Below are 17,371 nucleotides of genomic sequence, written 5' to 3'. Positions count from 1 at the left end.
GTAACATAATAACGTCTCTAATCAGAAGCGTCGCTGCCCATGCCTAAAACCCCGCTGGCCAACCGCCCCCACGACCACTCCCATTGCGTACACAGCGCCCTGGCCGAGGCCGATGCCCTGTGCGCGCGCCAGGGCCTGCGCCTGACTGCCTTGCGCCGCCGTGTGCTGGAGCTGGTCTGGCAGAGCCACAAGCCACTGGGCGCCTACGACATCCTCGCCGTACTGAGCGAGCAGGACGGTCGCCGGGCAGCACCGCCCACGGTCTACCGCGCCCTGGATTTTCTCCTGGAAAACAGCCTGGTGCACCGTATCGCGTCGCTTAACGCGTTCATGGGCTGCAGCCACCCGGAACATGCCCACCAGGGCCAGTTCCTGATCTGCCGCGCGTGCCATGTAGCGATCGAGCTTGAGCAGACCAGCATCAGCGACGCCATCGTTGCCAGCGCCAAGGACGTCGGGTTCAGCGTCGAAACGCAGACCGTCGAAGTCGTCGGCCTGTGCGGCAACTGTCGGAGCGCCTGATGAGCAACGCGTTGATTCGCCTTGAACAGGTTGGCGTGGCCTTCTCCGGCCAGGCGGTGCTCGACAGCATTGACCTGGCGGTGGAGCCCGGGCAAATCGTAACCCTGATCGGCCCCAATGGCGCCGGCAAGACCACCCTGGTGCGTGCCGTACTCGGCCTGCTCAAGCCGCACACCGGCAAAGTCTGGCGCAAACCGCGACTGCGCATCGGCTACATGCCGCAAAAGCTGCAGGTGGATGCAACGCTGCCACTGTCGGTACTGCGCTTTTTGCGTCTGGTACCGGGTGTAGATCGGGCCGCAGCGCTGGCGGCACTCAATGAGGTCGGCGCCGAACAGGTGATCGACAGCCCGATCCAGAACATTTCCGGCGGCGAGATGCAGCGCGTGCTGCTGGCTCGTGCGCTGCTGCGCGAGCCTGAACTGCTGGTGCTCGACGAACCGGTGCAAGGTGTCGATGTGGCTGGCCAGGCCGAGTTGTACAGCTTGATCACTCGCCTGCGCGACCGCCACGGCTGCGGCGTGCTGATGGTTTCCCATGACCTGCACCTGGTCATGAGCACCACCGACCAGGTGGTCTGCCTGAACCGCCACGTCTGCTGCTCCGGGCACCCGGAGCAGGTCAGCGGCGACCCGGCCTTTGTCGAGCTGTTCGGCAGCAATGCACCAAGCCTTGCGATCTACCATCACCATCACGACCACGCCCATGACCTGCATGGTTCGGTGGTTACCCCGGCCCAAGGCGGGCACGTACACGGAGAACACTGCAAGCATGGCTGATTTTCTGCTCTACGCCCTGCTCGCAGGCCTGGCCCTGGCCGTGGTTGCCGGCCCGCTGGGCTCCTTCGTGGTTTGGCGACGCATGGCCTATTTTGGCGACACCCTGTCTCACGCCGCGCTGCTGGGCGTGGCCCTGGGCTTCGTGCTGGACATCAGCCCGGCGCTGGCGGTCACGGTCGGATGTTTGCTGCTGGCGATCCTGCTGGTGACCCTGCAACAACGCCAACCGCTGGCATCCGACACCCTGCTGGGGATTCTCGCCCCGAGCACCCTGTCGCTGGGCCTGGTAGTTTTGAGCTTCATGCATGATGTGCGCATCGACCTGATGGCTTACCTGTTCGGCGACCTGCTGGCGATCAGCCCGGGCGACCTGGTCTGGATCCTCGGTGGCAGCGCCGCAGTGCTACTGCTGCTGGTGGCGCTGTGGCGGCCACTGCTGGCCGTGACCGTGCATGAAGAGCTGGCCATGGTCGAAGGCCTGCCGGTGGCGGCGCTGCGCCTGGCACTGATGTTGTTGATTGCGGTGGTGATCGCCGTGGCGATGAAGATCGTCGGCGTGCTACTGATCACTTCGCTGCTGATCATCCCGGCCGCTGCGGCCCAGCGCCACGCCCGCTCGCCCGAGCAAATGGCCCTGGGCGCCAGCCTGCTTGGCGTCACGGCCGTCTGCGGCGGCCTGGCGCTGTCCTGGTTCAAGGACACGCCGGCCGGCCCGTCGATCGTGGTCTGTGCGGCAGTGCTATTCTTGCTGAGCCTGGCCTGGCCCCGGCGCTGACCCGCAGGGTGCAGCCCCAGCGGTTGCATCCTGCAGCCTGTAAATCATGCAGGGCCTCAAGAATTATTTTCGAGTCTGCGGACTGGGTGTAGACTTGCTCGCTTTTTGCGCAAATAGAGAGTCGCAGGAATGAAGCCGTTCGCCTCCCGTTATCTGCTCCTTGCCGCGTTTTCCCTGATCCTGGCGGCGTGCTCCAGCACCCCGGCCGACAACGCCGCAATCCCTGCTCAGGCCGATGCCTGGCAGCAGTTGGAGCAAAGCATTGCCAGCAGCGAGCTGGCCACCGCTGAAGACCAGTTGGCCGCGCTGCAGGCCCAGGCGCCCAACGACAGCCGTGTCGAGCAATACCAGCGCCAGTTGGCCGAAGCGTATCTGCAACGCAGCCAGATCGTCCTGCAGAAGGGCGACGTCAATGCCGCAGCCACCGCGCTGAGCCGTGCCCGTGCGCTGATGCCCAAGGCACCGGCACTCACCGGAGGGGTCAACGGTGCCATTGCCCAGGCCCGCAAGGCCGAACTGGAAAAAGCCGAAGCGGCTCTCAAGGCTGCCGAAGCCCGGCCCAAGACCCGGGTAATCGACCCGACCGCACCGAGCACCGTCATCGCACTGAAGACGCGCAACATTGCTCAGATGCGCAAGCAACTCGATGATATCGCCGCCGATGTGGTGAATTATCAATGCGACGTGGTGTTCCAGGTGCCGCGCAAAGATGACGCACCGTGGCTCAAGACCTTGCTGAGCAAGCGCGTGAACAAGCTCGATAGCGCATTCGCCCTTGAGCAGTCCCACGAAATCCATCGCGACCAGCCTGCCCAGGTGGTGTTGATACCTCGCCGTCCATGAGTGATCGGGTGCCCACGCGGGCACCCGGATCCAGCCCCTAGGCCGGTATCGCCTGGGCTGCAGCCTCCCGCTCCCACACCCGATGCTTGCTGATGGCCTGGATGAACGCCTGGAAGGTTTTCGGGTCGTCGCCCAAGAGCAAACCGCTATCGGTTTTCAATCCCAAGCTGTCGAGCAATGCCTGGGCCTCTTTGGCCAAGCCCATCGGCTTGAGGTGCTTGTAGGCTTCGAGCAGAAAATGCAGCGCCACGCCGTTGCCCGACAGCGCCTGCAACGACGCCTTGCCGGCTGGCACCCACACCGCATCGAATGCCACCGAGGGCAGCCCCTCCATCGAAGCGTCCACCACCAACGCCTTGCCCTGGGCGGTCTTGACCGCCGCCGAGGTCGGGCCAAGCAGCTTGATCTGGGCACTTTCAGCCTCCAGCGCCTTGACCAGCCCATCGACACTGTCGCCGTCCACCCCATCGGCGACCAGCACCGCGACCTTGCGCCCCTTGATTCCCTCGCCCAGCAGGTTCAACTGACTCAGCGCAGGGGATTGCTTCAGGCGGGTCTCGGGAACCTGCACCGTGCCTTTTTTCGGCGCAGGCAAGCCGAGGTTCTCGGCCACCCGCTTTGCCAGCTTCAGGTCGATATTGGCGAGGATCTCGTTCACTTCCCGGGCGCGGATGTGCTCGCGCTCCACCTTGCCCAGCTCGAAACTGTAGGCACTGATGATGTGCTCCTGCTCAGTCTTGCTCATGCTGTTGAAGAATAACCGTGCCTGCGAGAAATGGTCGGCAAACGAGGGGCTGCGCTGGCGTACCTTGTGCGCCTCGATCCGTTCAGGGTACGACTCGAAGCCGCCATCGCTGGTCGCCGGTGGTGTTTCCTTCGGCCAACCACCATCGATTGAATTCGGCTCGTACGAGGCCCGCCCCTTGTCCAGCGTCACTCGGTGCTGCGCGTCGCGCTGGCCGTTGTGATTCGGCGCAAGCGGGCGGTTGATCGGTATCTCATGGAAGTTCGGTCCGCCCAGGCGGCTGATCTGGGTATCGGTGTAGGAAAACAGCCGGCCCTGTAACAGCGGATCGTTGGAAAAGTCGATGCCAGGGACAATATGCCCGGGGCAGAAGGCAACCTGTTCGGTTTCAGCAAAAAAATTGTCGGGGTTGCGGTCGAGCACCATCTTGCCCAACGGCGTCACCGGCACCAGCTCTTCAGGAATGATCTTGGTCGGGTCGAGCAAGTCGAAGTCGAACTTGTGCTCATCCGCCTCCGGCACGATCTGCACGCCGAACTCCCATTCCGGGTAGTTGCCGGTTTCAATGGCTTCCCACAAGTCACGACGGTGATAGTCAGTGTCCTTGCCGGCCAGCTTCTGCGCTTCGTCCCAGAGCAGCGAACAGACACCCGCCTTGGGCTTCCAGTGAAACTTGACGAAGTGCGACTCGCCCTTGGCGTTGATCATGCGAAACGTGTGCACGCCAAAGCCCTGCATGGTGCGCAGGCTTTTCGGGATGGCCCGGTCGGACATCGCCCAGATCACCATGTGCGCCGACTCCGGCACCAGCGAGACGAAGTCCCAGAACGTGTCATGGGCCGAGCCGCCAGTCGGCATTTCGTTGTGGGGCTCGGGTTTTACTGCATGGACGAAGTCGGGGAACTTGATCGCATCCTGGATGAAAAACACTGGCATGTTGTTGCCCACCAGGTCGAAGTTGCCTTCCTCAGTAAAGAACTTCACCGCAAAGCCGCGCACATCGCGCACGGTATCGCCAGAGCCGCGTGGCCCCTGGACGGTGGAAAAGCGTACGAATACCGGGGTGATTTTCTCCGGGTCCTGCAGGAACCCCGCCTTGGTCAGCGCTGCATGGGACTGGTAGGCCTGGAAGTAGCCATGGGCACCGGTACCCCGGGCATGGACGATGCGCTCAGGAATACGCTCGTGGTCAAAGTGCGTGATCTTCTCACGCATGATGAAGTCTTCCAGCAACGATGGCCCACGGTCCCCGGCCTTCAAGGTGTTCTGGTTGTCGGCGACCTTGACGCCCTGGTTGGTGCGCAAGGCCTGGCCGGTGGCGTCGCTACGAAAGCCTTCCAGGCTCTGCAGCTTGGCGTTGGTGTTGGCCCGGTCCGGCGTCTGGGTGCCGGCCAGTTGACTTTCCTTGGGCGGATTCTTCTTGCTGGGCATTGGAACGCTCTCCTCGATCAGTCTTGGTTCGACCCCACGGCGGGCCCTTTCAGTAGTGACTGGCCAGGCCCTGCGAGCGTTCATTCGGATTGACCACTGATCGTGATATTCCCGTAGCATTGGTCTATTACGAAATAAATGCTAAGAACCTCTATACGAACAGGCTAAAATGCGCGCCCGGCTAACCGCTGACCAAATTTCCATGCGCCCCACAAGGTTCGCTACGTGATCGAGTTTCAAAATGTGCATAAAACCTACCGCGTCGCCGGTAGGGACATCCCCGCGCTGCACCCGACCAACCTGAGTGTCGAAGACGGCCAGGTGTTCGGCCTGATCGGCCATTCCGGCGCCGGTAAAAGTACCCTGCTGCGCCTGATCAACCGCCTTGAAGCGCCAAGCGGCGGCAAGATCATTGTCGATGGTGAAGACGTCACCGCGTTCAATGCCAACGACCTGCGTCGTTTTCGCCAACAAGTCGGGATGATCTTCCAGCACTTCAACTTGCTGGCCTCCAAGACCGTGGCCGACAACGTCGCCCTGCCACTGACCCTGGCCGGCGAGCTGTCGCGCAAGGACATCGACGCCCGCGTCAACGAATTGCTGGCCCGCGTTGGTCTTTCCGACCATGCCAGGAAGTATCCTGCGCAGTTGTCTGGCGGCCAGAAGCAGCGCGTCGGCATCGCCCGCGCCTTGGCCACCAAGCCGAAGATCCTGCTGTGCGACGAGGCCACCAGTGCGCTCGACCCGCAAACGACTGCCTCAGTGCTGCAATTGCTGGCCGAGATCAACCGCGAGCTGAAGCTGACCATCGTACTGATCACCCATGAAATGGACGTGATCCGCCGGGTCTGCGACTGCGTGGCCGTCATGGACGCCGGGAAGATCGTCGAGATGGGCCCGGTTGCCGATGTGTTCCTGCACCCGCAACACCCGACCACCAAGCGTTTCGTCCAGGAAGACGAGCAGATCGACGAAGCCGAGCAGCGCGACGACTTCGCCCACGTGCCAGGCCGAATCATCCGCCTGACCTTTCAGGGCGACGCTACCTACGCGCCGCTGCTGGGCACCGTGGCCCGGGAAACCGGTGTGGACTACAGCATCCTCGCGGGCCGCATCGACCGCATCAAAGACACCCCTTATGGGCAGCTGACCCTGGCCGTCACCGGCGGCGACATGGAAGCGGCGTTTGCCCGCTTCACAGCGGCTGATGTTCATATGGAGGTACTGCGTTAATGGAATTCCTGAGTTTCTTTGCCAACGTCGACTGGGCTGAAATCTGGCTGGCCACCGTCGATACCATGATCATGCTGTTCGGCTCACTGTTCTTTACCGTGCTGCTGGGCCTGCCCTTGGGTGTGCTGCTGTTCCTGTGCGGCCCACGTCAATTGTTCGAACAGAAGGGCGTGTATGCCCTGTTGTCGCTGGTGGTCAACATCCTGCGCTCGTTGCCGTTCATCATCCTGCTGATCGTGATGATTCCGTTCACGGTGCTGATTACCGGCACCTCGCTGGGTGTCGCCGGGGCCATCCCGCCGCTGGTAGTCGGTGCCACGCCGTTCTTCGCCCGCCTGGTGGAAACCGCCCTGCGCGAGGTGGACCGCGGCATTATCGAAGCGACCCAGTCGATGGGCGCCACCACTCGCCAGATCATCATGAACGCCCTGCTGCCGGAGGCCCGCCCGGGTATCTTCGCGGCCATCACCGTCACCGCCATCACCCTGGTGTCCTACACCGCAATGGCCGGTGTAGTGGGTGCCGGCGGCCTGGGTGACCTGGCGATCCGCTTTGGTTACCAACGCTTCCAGACCGACGTCATGATTGTCACCGTGGTCCTGCTGCTGATCCTGGTTCAAGTACTGCAGAGCGTGGGCGACAAACTGGTTGTGCATTTTTCCCGTAAGTAACCCCATGGGTCGGCGACGCCGACGCACCGGGGGCCGGACCGGCCCTCACAAGGAGTGATTTGATGAAAAAGCTGCTTGCTGTTGTTGCCGCCGTCGCGGCCTTCTCCGCCCAGGCCGAGACCCTGACCGTGGCCGCCACCCCGGTGCCGCACGCCGAGATCCTCGAGTTCGTCAAACCGGCCCTGGCCAAAGAAGGCGTGGACCTGAAGGTGAAAGTGTTCACCGACTACATCCAGCCGAACGTACAGGTTGCCGAAAAACGCCTGGACGCCAACTTCTTCCAGCACCAACCGTACCTGGATGAGTTCAACAAGGCCAAGGGCACTCACCTGGTCAGCGTTGCCGGTGTCCACCTGGAGCCCCTGGGCGCGTACTCCAGCAAGTACAAGAAGCTCGACGAGCTGCCATCGACCGCCACCGTGGTCATCCCCAACGATGCCACCAACGGCGGCCGTGCCCTGTTGCTGCTGGACAAGTCCGGTGTGATCAAGCTCAAGGACAACACCAACATCCTGTCCACCGTCAAGGACATCACCGAGAACAGCAAGAACCTCAAGTTCCGTGAGCTGGAAGCGGCGACCATCCCGCGCGTGCTGACCCAGGTCGACCTGGCGCTGATCAACACCAATTACGCGCTGGAAGCCAAGCTGAACCCTGAAAAGGACGCACTGGTCATCGAAGGCAGCGACTCGCCTTACGTGAACATTCTGGTAACCCGTGAAGACAACAAGGATGCCGACGCGGTGAAGAAGCTGGTTGCAGCCCTGCACACTCCGGAAGTGAAGAAGTTCATCGAAGAGAAGTACAAAGGCGCGGTCAAGCCGGCGTTCTGATGCTGTAATCAATCGCGGGGCAAGCCCGCTCCTACACGGTAGGAGCGGGCTTGCCCCGCGATTTTTTTAGTCCCGCTTAACCAAGCCAGGCAACTGAGCAACCAGCTTCTGGTTGTTGAACGGCGCACGAATGAACCCGCGCTGCTTGCCATCCGGCCCGATCACCGCCAGGTTGCCGCTGTGATCGACCGTGTAGTTCGGCTTGCTGGTATCGGCCGGAATGAACGGAATGCTCACCGCGTTGGCCAGTTTCTGAATGTTTTCCAGTGAGCCGGTCAGGCCACGGAAATCCTTGTCGAAATAGCCCAGGTACTGCTGCAACTGCGTCGGCGTGTCGCGGTTGGGGTCAACGCTGACCAAAATGACCTGCAACCGATCGGCCGCTTCCTTGGGCAATTCGCTTTTCACCTGGCGCAACTGGGCGAGGGTGGTCGGGCAGATGTCCGGGCAGAAGGTGTAGCCGAAAAACAGCAGCGACCACTTGTCCTTGAGCTCATCCACCGCCACGGCCTGACCCTTCTCGTCGGTCATCTCCAGGCTCGGTACGGTGCGGCTTTGCGGCAGCAAAATGATGCCGGCGTCGATCAGCTCGGTGGGGTTGCCCTCGCTGCGGCCATTGAGCACCTTGTTGACGGTAAGCCCGAGGATCACGGCGACCAGGGCAACGAGGATGAAGACGGTTTTCTGGGTTCGAGTCATAGGTTCAACAGTAGGTAGTGATCTACAAGCAGCGCGATGAACAGCAGGAACAGGTACCAGATAGAGTACTTGAAGGTCTTGATCGCCGCGTGCGGCCGGCTGCCACGGTACAACACCCAGGCCCATTGCAGGAAGCGCGCGCCCAGCACCACGGCGCAGGCCAGGTACAGCAAACCGCTCATGTGAATGACAAAGGGCAGCAGGCTGACCGCCAGCAGCACCAGGGTATACAGCAGGATATGCACTTTGGTGTAGTGCTCGCCGTGGGTCACCGGCAGCATCGGGATATCCGCCTTGGCGTACTCTTCCTTGCGGTGGATGGCCAGGGCCCAGAAGTGTGGCGGGGTCCAGGCAAAGATGATCAGCACCAGCAGCAATGGCTCGGCACTGATGTGCCCGCTGATCGCTACCCAGCCCAACAGTGGTGGCGCCGCCCCGGCCAGGCCGCCGATGACGATATTCTGCGGCGTGGCACGTTTCAGAAAGCCGGTATAGATCACCGCGTAGCCCAGCAACGAGGCCAGTGTCAGCCAGGCGGTGAGGGCGTTGGTGAATACCAGCAGCAAGGCCATGCCCGACAGCGCCAGCAGCAAGGCAAAGATCAGCGCCGCAGCGGGCGCTACCCGTCCTTCGACCAGGGGCCTTTTATGGGTACGGGCCATCAAGGCATCGATGCGCCGGTCGACCACATGATTCACCGCTGCTGCCGCACCGGCGCAGCAGGCGATGCCCAGGTTGCCAAACAGCAGCACCGTCCACGGTACGCCGGCGCGGGTGGCGAGGAACATGCCCACCATTGAGGTGATCAACATCAGTACCACCACCTTGGGCTTGGTCAGCTCCAGGTAGTCGCGCCAGCCTGCCTGCAGTCTGCGCTCACTCAGAAGCGTCGCCATGCGTTATCTCCCAGATAATGAACCACACCGCCCGTGTTAAGCGGCGTCAGGCGCCAGCCCTGGCTTACCCGGCGCGCCTTGGCCCTGGCCACTACGCGAATGCGGTAATTGACCAGCACCATGCTCAACAACAACATGGCGCCCCCTGCGTTATGGGCCACGGCGACCGCAAGCGGCAGGTGGAACAGCACATTGCTGATACCCAGGCCAATCTGCACGGCCAGCGCCAGCAGAACCAGCCGCGCCAACTTGCTCAGGCCGTGACGGTGCAGTTTCCAGCTCAGCAGCAACAGCACGCAGGTGACCATCAATGCGCCCAGGCGGTGGCTGATATGAATGGCGGTGCGTGCATCACTGTCCAGTTGCCCGCCCAGGTAGTTGGGGCCGATGTGCTGGGTCAGGTGGAAGCCGTTGGCGAAATCCGCCTGCGGCCACCACTGGCCGTGGCAGGTGGGCAGATCGATACAGGCTACTGCCGCGTAGTTGGCACTCACCCAGCCACCCAGGGCGATCTGCCCGATCACCACCAGCAAGGCCAAGGCCGCGATCCGCCGCACGCTCAAGGGGAGCCTGGGCAAGGGCGGGAAGGCCCGCGACAGGCGCAGGCTCAGCAAAAACAGCAGGCTCAACGTCGCAAAGCCCCCTAATAGATGCGCCGTGACCACCTGCGGCCACAGCTTGAGCGTCACCGTCCACATGCCGAAGGCCGCTTGGGCGAATACCACGCCCAGCAGCATCAAAGGCAGGCGATAAGGTTGTCCCTCGCGTCCATGACGGCGCCAGGCTTGCCAGGCGAGCAAGGTAATCACCAGCGCCAGCGTGCCGGCAAAGTAGCGGTGGACCATCTCGTTGCGACCCTTGTGGGCTTCCACTGGCGTGTCCGGGAAGTGCAACTCGGCATGAGCGAGCTGCGCCTCGGTCTTGGGCACGCTGATAAAGCCATAGCAACCAGGCCAGTCGGGGCAACCCAGGCCGGCATGGGTGAGGCGGGTGTAGGCACCGAGCAGAACGACCACCAGTGCCAGCAAGGTGGCGAACACAGCGAGGCGAAATCCAGGTCTGGCCATGGTGAAGTCCTACCCGATATTGGACAGTTTCAGCAGGTGGCGCAGGTCGTTGAGCAGGTCCTTGCCCTTGACCCTGGCGTCATAGCGCAGCACCAGGTTGCCGTGGGGGTCGACGATCCACAATTGAGCATCCTGCTTGCCCTGGCTGGGCACGCCGTATTTGCCCAGGTCCAGCGAATAACGCTGCAGCTGCGGGTATTCACGCTCGAGTCGGGCTTGATAGTCGGTACTCACCGGCTGCGCAGTGGCCAGGGCATGGCTGGCACGACTGGCATCACGGCCCAGGCCGATCTGGATCTGCCGCGCCAGGTACACCAGTTGCTGGCAGTCCAGGCCGCAGCTCTTGGGCGCACTGACCAGCAGCTGCCAGCGCTGCTCGTCGGCGCTCACCCCAAGGTCGGCACGGCTCTGGCCGTTGCCGATCATTTCGCCGTGATAGCTGCGGCTGTCCGGCACCCAGAACTGGAACTTGTACATGCCGGTGGCGAGCAGCATCGGACCGATCACCACCAGCAGGATAAGGATCAGTTGCAGGCGCCCACGGGCGCGTCCTGACGGCGTCTTGCCTTCAGACATGTTGAGTGGACTCGTGACGACTCCCATGCTGTTTCTCCTTGTTGTTATGCCAGCCGAAGTAGAGGTAGAGCAGCACCAGGGCCAACGCCAGGGCAAACCACTGCACTGCGTAGCCCAGGTGTTTTTCCGGGCCCATGGCGACCACTGGCCAGTCCAGTCGATAGCTGGCCGGGCCCGGTTCCAGGCGCAGTTCATGAGCAAAGCCTTCGCGCCCCAGCTGCGACCACAGTTGAGCCGCATCGATGGCCGTCAGCAAGCGCGGCCAGTCGCCGCCCTCGGGGTCCGCGTGCAACTGGAACGTGGCGCCGGGCGCGACGTACACCCAGGCATCCAGGCTCAGGGTTTGCTCCGGCGTAGTGAACTGCACGGAATTGCGTCGGTCCGGCCAGGGCAGCCAGCCGCGGTTGACCAACAGCCACTGGCCACTGGCCTGATCGAGAAAGGGTTGCAGCAATTCGACGCCGACCTGGCCGTCACGCATGCGGTTGTCGAGCAACAGGCTATGGTGGGTATCGAAATGGCCGAACAGATGCACCCGACGATAGGCCGGGTCCTGCAACTGCGACACTTGCGCAACGCCCAAGGGCTCACTGGCCTGCCGTTCGGCATAGCTGACGAGCAGCGCGCGCTTCTGCTCGGCGCGGCCCAGTTGCCAGCAACCCAGCGCAATCAAGCCAGGCAGCAGCATCAGCACCACCAGGGTCGGCACCCAGCCCGGGCGAAATGGCTTCACCCGTTCACCCCATGGTCAATCGCTATACTTAAGGTCATCAATGCATCCCCCCGGAGTTTCGCCATGCTTAAAGCCGCGATTGTCCTGATGCTGCTGGCCACCATCGCCAGCTTGTTCAGTGGCCTGTTCTTTCTGGTCAAGGACGACGGACACTCCACGCGTCTGCTCAAAGCCCTGACGGTGCGGGTCACCCTCGCTGCGCTGACCCTGGCGCTGATTACCTGGGGCTTCTACAGCGGCCAGTTGGTATCTCACGCACCGTTCTAACCGGCACTACAGCACGTACACGAAGATAAACAGCCCCACCCAGACCACATCCACGAAGTGCCAGTACCAACTGGCCGCCTCGAAGCCGAAGTGTTTGTCGGCATTGAAATGCCCACGCATGATCCGCATCAGCATCACGAACAGGATCAACGTGCCCATGGTCACGTGCGCGCCATGAAACCCTGTGAGCATGAAGAAGGTCGCCCCATAGATACCCGAGCCCAGCGTCAGACCCAGTTCGGTATAAGCCTCGTGATACTCGTAGGCCTGCAGGATCAAAAAGGCCACGCCGAGGGCGATGGTCAACGCCAGCCAGAACGTGAGCGGGCCACGGTGGTTCTTGCGCAAGGCGTGGTGGGCAATGGTCACGGTGACACTGGAGCTGACCAGCAGGATGGTGTTGATCAGTGGCAGGTGCCAAGGGTCGATGATGTCCTTGGGTGGCGGAAAGAGTTTCGGGTCGGGCGTATTGAGCAACGGCCAGGCGAACTCGAAGTTCGGCCAGAGCATGTGCGCCACGCCTTTGGCGCCTTCCCCACCCAGCCACGGCCCGGCCAGGGTACGCACATAGAACAAGGCACCAAAAAAGGCGATGAAGAACATCACCTCGGAGAAGATGAACCATGACATGCCCCAGCGGAACGAGCGGTCCAGCTGCGGACTGTAGAGCCCGGCGCGGCTCTCTTTGATGACCGCACCGAACCAGCCGAACATCATGTAGGCCAGGCACAACGCCCCCAGAAAGAAGATCCACGGCCCATGAGAGTCAGGTCGCCCGGCTTTGAGGTCGTTGAACCAGGTGCCCAGGCCAAATACCGTGATGAACATGCCGATGGTGGCAATGATCGGCCACTTGCTTTGCGCCGGTACGTAATAGTGCTCATGCGAAGCCATTGAGTGTTCTCCTTATCGGGCGCCCTGTGCGTCCTGGCCCGCCAGTTGTGCAACCGGCGGGTGGCGAGCGGTGATATCGAACAACGTGTAAGCAAGCGTCAGATGTTTCACATCCTTGGGCAGGTCGCGGTCGACGATGAAGCGCACCGGCATCTCGATACGCTCTCCCGGTTGCAGCACCTGCTGGGTAAAGCAGAAGCATTCGGTCTTGTGGAAGTACGCCGCCGCCTCGGCCGGGGTTATGCTGGGGATGGCCTGGGCGCTCATGGGTCTGTCGGTCGGGTTGCGGGCAATGAACACCATCTGGTTGACCGCGCCGGGATTGACGTCGATCTGGTCGGCGGTGGAATGGAACTCCCAGACCATGTCGCTGGCATTGGTCGACATGAACTGCACCTTCACCGTGCGGTTCGGATCACTGACCTGCGTTCCCTCGTACTGCCCACCGGTCTTGCCGTTGATGCCGAAGGCCTTGCACATCACGTCGTAGATCGGCACCAGGGCAAAGCCGAAGGCAAACATCACCACGGTCAACAGCATCAGCCGTATGACCAGGCGCTTGAGCGAAGCACCTTCACTCATGACTCTCTCCTTCGGCCCTGGCCGTTCATTTCACTTCCGGTGGTGTCTGGAAGGTGTGATAGGGCGCTGGCGATGGCACCGACCATTCCAGGCCTTCGGCACCATCCCAGGGTTTGGCCGGTGCAGGTTTGCCGCCACGGATGCACTTGATCACGATGAACAGGAAGAAAATCTGCGTGGCGCCAAAGGTGAAGGCACCAATCGAGGAGACCATATTGAAATCGGCGAACTGCAGGTTGTAGTCGGGAATCCGCCGCGGCATGCCCGCCAGGCCAACGAAGTGCATCGGGAAGAACGCCAGGTTCATACCGATGAACGACAGCCAGAAGTGCAGCTTGCCCAAGGTCTCGTCATACATGTGCCCGGTCCACTTCGGCAGCCAATAGTAAGCCGAGGCAAAGATGCCGAAGATTGCTCCAGGCACCAGGACGTAGTGGAAATGGGCAACCACGAAGTAGGTGTCGTGGTACTGGAAGTCCGCCGGGGCGATGGCCAGCATCAGTCCGGAGAATCCGCCGATGGTGAACAGGATGACGAAAGCGATGGCGAACAGCATCGGCGTCTCGAAGGTCAGCGAGCCTTCCCACATGGTGCTGACCCAGTTGAACACTTTCACCCCGGTGGGCACCGCGATCAGCATGGTGGCGTACATGAAGAACAGCTCGCCGACCACCGGAATACCCACCACGAACATGTGGTGCGCCCAGACAATAAAGGAAAGAAACGCGATCGCGCCGGTGGCGTAGACCATCGAGGTGTAGCCGAACAGCGGCTTGCGCGAGAACGCCGGGATGATCGAACTGACCGCGCCGAACGCCGGCAGGATCATGATGTACACCTCGGGGTGGCCGAAGAACCAGAACACGTGCTGGAACAGTACCGGGTCACCGCCGCCGGCGGCACTGAAGAAACTGGTACCGAAGTGGATGTCCATCAGCATCATGGTCACCACTCCGGCCAGTACCGGCATCACTGCAATCAGCAAGAAGGCAGTGATCAGCCAGGTCCAGACGAACAGTGGCATCTTCATCAAGGTCATGCCCGGGGCACGCAGGTTGAGGATGGTGGCGATCACGTTGATCGCGCCCATGATCGAACTGATGCCCATCAGGTGGATGGCGAATATAAAGAAGGTCACGCTTTCCGGTGCGTAGGTAGTCGACAGCGGCGCGTAGAAGGTCCAGCCGAAGTTCGGCCCGCCGCCCGGCATGAACAAGGTCGAGACCAGCAGCAGGAAGGCCGCCGGCAACAACCAGAAGCTGAAGTTGTTCATTCGCGGCAGGGCCATGTCGGGCGCGCCGATCATCAACGGAATCATCCAGTTGGCCAGGCCGACAAACGCCGGCATCACCGCACCGAACACCATCACCAGGCCATGCATGGTGGTCATCTGGTTGAAGAATTCCGGCTGCACGATCTGCAGGCCCGGTTGGAACAACTCGGCGCGGATCACCATGGCGAACGAGCCGCCGAGCAGGAAGGCGATGAAGCTGAACCACAGGTACATCGTGCCGATGTCTTTATGGTTGGTGGTCAGCACCCAACGCATCAGGCCCTTGGCCGGTCCGTGGGCGTGGTCATGACCGTGGCTGTGGTCGTCGATCACTGCGCTCATGTCCTGTCTCCTGCAGTCCAGTGGCTGGTGCGGGTACACGCGTCAAGCCGGCTCATTTGCTTTCTGCCTGCTTGAGCGCCAGCACATCTTTTGGCGTGACCATGTCGCCCTTGTTGTTGCCCCAGGCGTTACGTTCGTAGGTCACAACCGCGGCGATATCCACTTCCGACAGTTGCTTGCCGAAGGCGGCCATGGCGGTGCCCGGCTTGCCATGGAAGACAATGCCCAGGTGATCTTCCTTGGGCCCGGTGGCAATTTTCGATCCCTTGAGAGCCGGAAACATCGGCGGCAGGCCCTGGCCTTCGGCCTGGTGACAGGCCACGCAGGTGGTGTGGTAGACCTTGTCACCACGCTCGACCAGCTCCTGCAGCGTCCATTCCTTGCTGGTCAGCTCCTTGAGCTTGGCGGCTTCTGCCTTGCGCTCGCCGAGCCAGGTGTCGTAGTCGGCCTTGGACTTGACCTCGACCACCACTGGCATGAAGCCGTGATCCTTGCCGCACAGTTCAGTGCATTGGCCACGGTAGATGCCAGGCTTCTCGACCCGAGTCCAGGCCTCGTTGACGAAGCCCGGGATGGCGTCGCGCTTGACCGCGAAGGCCGGTACCCACCAGGAATGAATAACGTCGGCGGCAGTCACCAGAAAGCGCACCTTGGCCCCGACCGGCAGCACCAGCGGCTGGTCGACTTCGAGCAGGTAATGCTCGTCCTTGGGGGCTTTGTTGTGGATCTGGTCGGCGGGGGTGGCCAGGTTGCTGAAAAACTCGACGTCCTGGCCCAGGTATTTGTAGTGCCACTTCCACTGGTAGCCGGTGACCTGGATATCGATATCCGACTCACTGGCATCGTAGATATCAATCAGGGTCTTGGTCGCTGGAATGGCCATGGCCACCAGGATCAGGAACGGCACCACCGTCCACATGATCTCGACCCAAGTGTGTTCGTGAAAATGCGCAGGTTGCTGGCCGGTCGAACGACGGTGAATGATCATCGACCAGAACATCGCGCCAAAGACCACCAGGCCAATGATCACGCAGATCCAGAAGATGGTCATGTGCAGGTCGAACACTGCGTTGCTGACTTCAGTCGCCCCTGGCGCCATGTTCACGGTCCAGGCGGCGTTGGCCTGACCGAATACCGACCACAACAGGAGGCCCATCCAGACATGTGGATGTCGCATCATTGCGGGTTCCCCTTATCGTTCTTGTTATCCCGGAGGCGTGGACCTACGGCTAAGGGTACGGCGGCCAAGACTGCGAACTTCGACGACCGAGCCCCTGCGAACTGCAGTCGGGCCTCATCAGCGAATCACTTTCAAACCGGAGTATAGACAGCGACTTCGACCACGCAACGCGACGCGGGAAATCAAAGGGAACAGGTTGAACGTTTGCGCGCCAGCCCGCGGACTGCCTGGCGTACGGCACAATGATGGCATTTCGATATAATCGCAGAATATAAGTGGCTTCGGGTTATGCCAAATACGTCTTAGTCGATTGCAGAATAGAGCTAACTTAGTGTCTTCCGTTTGTCACGCCTTTACCCTGGAGCTGTCATGAACATCGCCGCTTTGCGCGAGCAGATCACCCGTGCCCATCAACATGAGACCGAAACCGGCCAACTGAAAGAGCAACTCGTCCAACAATTGCCACACCTGCACCCCTCGATCCAGTTGCCTGAAATCGACGCTCAAGGTGCATTGACCCGCTTCGTCGGCGCTTACATCGAGCAGGTTCCAGAAATGCTGGAAGCTGCCAATTCCGTTGCCCGCGAGGCCGGTATCGAATCGCAGATCAAGCCGGTGCTGAAAATCGCCGAGCAATATTTCCTGCAACCGCCTGCCATCACCAATACCCACCTGGGCCTGGGATGTCTGCTGGACGAAGCCTACCTGGCGCATCGCTTGGTGGAAGAAGTGAACGACCTGTACATCAAGCACTTCAATCAACCGCTGATCCCGCTGGACACTACCGTGGCCAACCTGATCGCCCACCAACTGATCGGTGAAGAATTCGCCAACCAGCTCGATGAAGTGGTACACCACTCGGTAGACGAAATGCTCAATGAAGAGAGCTTCGCACTGGAGTCGGTGGAGCAGTACCGCGACAAACTCAGCAGCCCGGCAACCGGCGCCGCATGGAAGCGCTGGCCATGCTTGTCGCGCCAACTGGGCGTAGGGCTGGAGCTGGATCAGTCGGCCTGATGTGTTAGCAATA

19 protein-coding genes are annotated in these 17,371 nt (G+C 61.5%); 9 read left to right on the top strand and 10 right to left on the bottom strand.

Annotated elements, in window-relative coordinates; all coding sequences use genetic code 11:
• Positions 1–39: 39 nt before the first annotated feature.
• The 4 genes from zur to H621_RS0106730 all read left to right on the top strand — a co-directional run bounded on the left by zur (position 40) and on the right by H621_RS0106730 (position 2,919).
• On the top strand, positions 40–522 hold the full coding sequence (zur, locus tag H621_RS0106745; protein WP_028942642.1) for a zinc uptake transcriptional repressor Zur: 483 nt from the start codon (positions 40–42) through the stop codon (positions 520–522).
• The gene (gene znuC / locus H621_RS0106740; RefSeq protein WP_028942641.1) at positions 522–1,301 is read left to right on the top strand and encodes a zinc ABC transporter ATP-binding protein ZnuC; all 780 of its coding nucleotides are present in this window, start codon (positions 522–524) and stop codon (positions 1,299–1,301) included. Before zur ends, znuC begins: the two co-directional genes overlap by 1 nt.
• Positions 1,294–2,076, top strand: a complete 783-nt coding sequence (znuB, locus tag H621_RS0106735) for a zinc ABC transporter permease subunit ZnuB (protein ID WP_028942640.1) — start codon at positions 1,294–1,296, stop codon at positions 2,074–2,076. Before znuC ends, znuB begins: the two co-directional genes overlap by 8 nt.
• A 129-nt stretch (positions 2,077–2,205) precedes the next feature.
• A complete protein-coding gene (locus H621_RS0106730) occupies positions 2,206–2,919 on the top strand; it encodes a PA5502 family lipoprotein (RefSeq protein WP_028942639.1) in 714 nt (237 codons plus the stop codon).
• 37 nt (positions 2,920–2,956) lie between these two features.
• On the opposite strand, the gene katE is transcribed toward H621_RS0106730, so the two are convergent.
• On the bottom strand, positions 2,957–5,179 hold the full coding sequence (katE, locus tag H621_RS0106725) for a catalase HPII (protein ID WP_084167935.1): 2,223 nt from the start codon (positions 5,177–5,179) through the stop codon (positions 2,957–2,959).
• A 141-nt stretch (positions 5,180–5,320) separates the two neighbouring features.
• On the opposite strand from katE, the gene H621_RS0106720 reads away from it, so the two are divergent.
• The 3 genes from H621_RS0106720 (at position 5,321) to H621_RS0106710 (ending at position 7,832) form a co-directional block, all read left to right on the top strand.
• Complete coding sequence (locus H621_RS0106720; RefSeq protein WP_028942637.1) at positions 5,321–6,328, top strand: methionine ABC transporter ATP-binding protein; 1,008 nt, start codon at positions 5,321–5,323, stop codon at positions 6,326–6,328.
• Positions 6,328–6,999 (top strand): methionine ABC transporter permease, encoded by a 672-nt coding sequence (locus H621_RS0106715; protein ID WP_028942636.1) that lies wholly within the window; start codon positions 6,328–6,330, stop codon positions 6,997–6,999. The genes H621_RS0106720 and H621_RS0106715 overlap by 1 nt, the downstream gene beginning before the upstream one ends.
• Before the next feature lie 62 nt (positions 7,000–7,061).
• On the top strand, positions 7,062–7,832 hold the full coding sequence (locus H621_RS0106710) for a MetQ/NlpA family ABC transporter substrate-binding protein (protein ID WP_028942635.1): 771 nt from the start codon (positions 7,062–7,064) through the stop codon (positions 7,830–7,832).
• A 66-nt stretch (positions 7,833–7,898) separates the two neighbouring features.
• Here H621_RS0106710 and H621_RS0106705 read toward each other — a convergent pair whose 3' ends face one another.
• The 5 genes from H621_RS0106705 to H621_RS0106685 are packed head-to-tail and all read right to left on the bottom strand — an operon-like array spanning position 7,899 to position 11,803.
• The gene (locus tag H621_RS0106705; RefSeq protein WP_028942634.1) at positions 7,899–8,531 is read right to left on the bottom strand and encodes an SCO family protein; all 633 of its coding nucleotides are present in this window, start codon (positions 8,529–8,531) and stop codon (positions 7,899–7,901) included.
• Positions 8,528–9,427 carry a heme o synthase gene (gene cyoE, locus H621_RS0106700; RefSeq protein ID WP_028942633.1) on the bottom strand — a complete coding sequence of 300 codons (900 nt, stop codon included), beginning with the start codon at positions 9,425–9,427 and terminating at the stop codon, positions 8,528–8,530. Before cyoE ends, H621_RS0106705 begins: the two co-directional genes overlap by 4 nt.
• A complete protein-coding gene (locus tag H621_RS0106695) occupies positions 9,412–10,494 on the bottom strand; it encodes a COX15/CtaA family protein (protein ID WP_028942632.1) in 1,083 nt (360 codons plus the stop codon). The genes cyoE and H621_RS0106695 overlap by 16 nt, the downstream gene beginning before the upstream one ends.
• 9 nt (positions 10,495–10,503) lie before the next feature.
• Positions 10,504–11,097: a hypothetical protein gene (locus H621_RS0106690; RefSeq protein ID WP_028942631.1), complete on the bottom strand. Its 594-nt coding sequence runs from the start codon at positions 11,095–11,097 to the stop codon at positions 10,504–10,506.
• Positions 11,063–11,803, bottom strand: a complete 741-nt coding sequence (locus H621_RS0106685; RefSeq protein ID WP_028942630.1) for an SURF1 family protein — start codon at positions 11,801–11,803, stop codon at positions 11,063–11,065. Before H621_RS0106685 ends, H621_RS0106690 begins: the two co-directional genes overlap by 35 nt.
• A gap of 63 nt (positions 11,804–11,866) precedes the next feature.
• Here H621_RS0106685 and H621_RS0106680 point away from each other — a divergent pair, with 63 nt between their 5' ends.
• Entirely contained in the window at positions 11,867–12,070 is a 204-nt protein-coding gene (locus tag H621_RS0106680) for a twin transmembrane helix small protein (RefSeq protein WP_028942629.1), read from the top strand.
• Between the two features lie 6 nt (positions 12,071–12,076).
• Here H621_RS0106680 and H621_RS0106675 read toward each other — a convergent pair whose 3' ends face one another.
• Genes H621_RS0106675 through coxB form a run of 4 tightly spaced genes read right to left on the bottom strand, consistent with a single transcriptional unit; the run spans position 12,077 to position 16,341 of the window.
• On the bottom strand, positions 12,077–12,964 hold the full coding sequence (locus H621_RS0106675) for a cytochrome c oxidase subunit 3 (RefSeq protein WP_028942628.1): 888 nt from the start codon (positions 12,962–12,964) through the stop codon (positions 12,077–12,079).
• A gap of 12 nt (positions 12,965–12,976) precedes the next feature.
• Positions 12,977–13,546, bottom strand: coding sequence for a cytochrome c oxidase assembly protein (locus H621_RS0106670; RefSeq protein WP_028942627.1), 570 nt, complete (start codon positions 13,544–13,546; stop codon positions 12,977–12,979).
• A gap of 25 nt (positions 13,547–13,571) precedes the next feature.
• On the bottom strand, positions 13,572–15,161 hold the full coding sequence (gene ctaD / locus H621_RS0106665) for a cytochrome c oxidase subunit I (protein ID WP_028942626.1): 1,590 nt from the start codon (positions 15,159–15,161) through the stop codon (positions 13,572–13,574).
• Between the two features lie 52 nt (positions 15,162–15,213).
• Positions 15,214–16,341: a cytochrome c oxidase subunit II gene (gene coxB, locus H621_RS0106660; RefSeq protein WP_028942625.1), complete on the bottom strand. Its 1,128-nt coding sequence runs from the start codon at positions 16,339–16,341 to the stop codon at positions 15,214–15,216.
• A gap of 369 nt (positions 16,342–16,710) precedes the next feature.
• Between coxB and H621_RS0106655 the strand changes: the two genes are divergently transcribed.
• On the top strand, positions 16,711–17,358 hold the full coding sequence (locus H621_RS0106655) for a hypothetical protein (protein WP_028942624.1): 648 nt from the start codon (positions 16,711–16,713) through the stop codon (positions 17,356–17,358).
• The last annotated feature ends 13 nt before the right edge of the window (positions 17,359–17,371 follow it).

The sequence above is a fragment of the Pseudomonas vranovensis DSM 16006 genome, from assembly GCF_000425805.1.
In the GTDB taxonomy this organism is placed as follows: domain Bacteria; phylum Pseudomonadota; class Gammaproteobacteria; order Pseudomonadales; family Pseudomonadaceae; genus Aquipseudomonas; species Aquipseudomonas vranovensis.
This window is presented reverse-complemented; position numbering and strand designations above follow the sequence as displayed.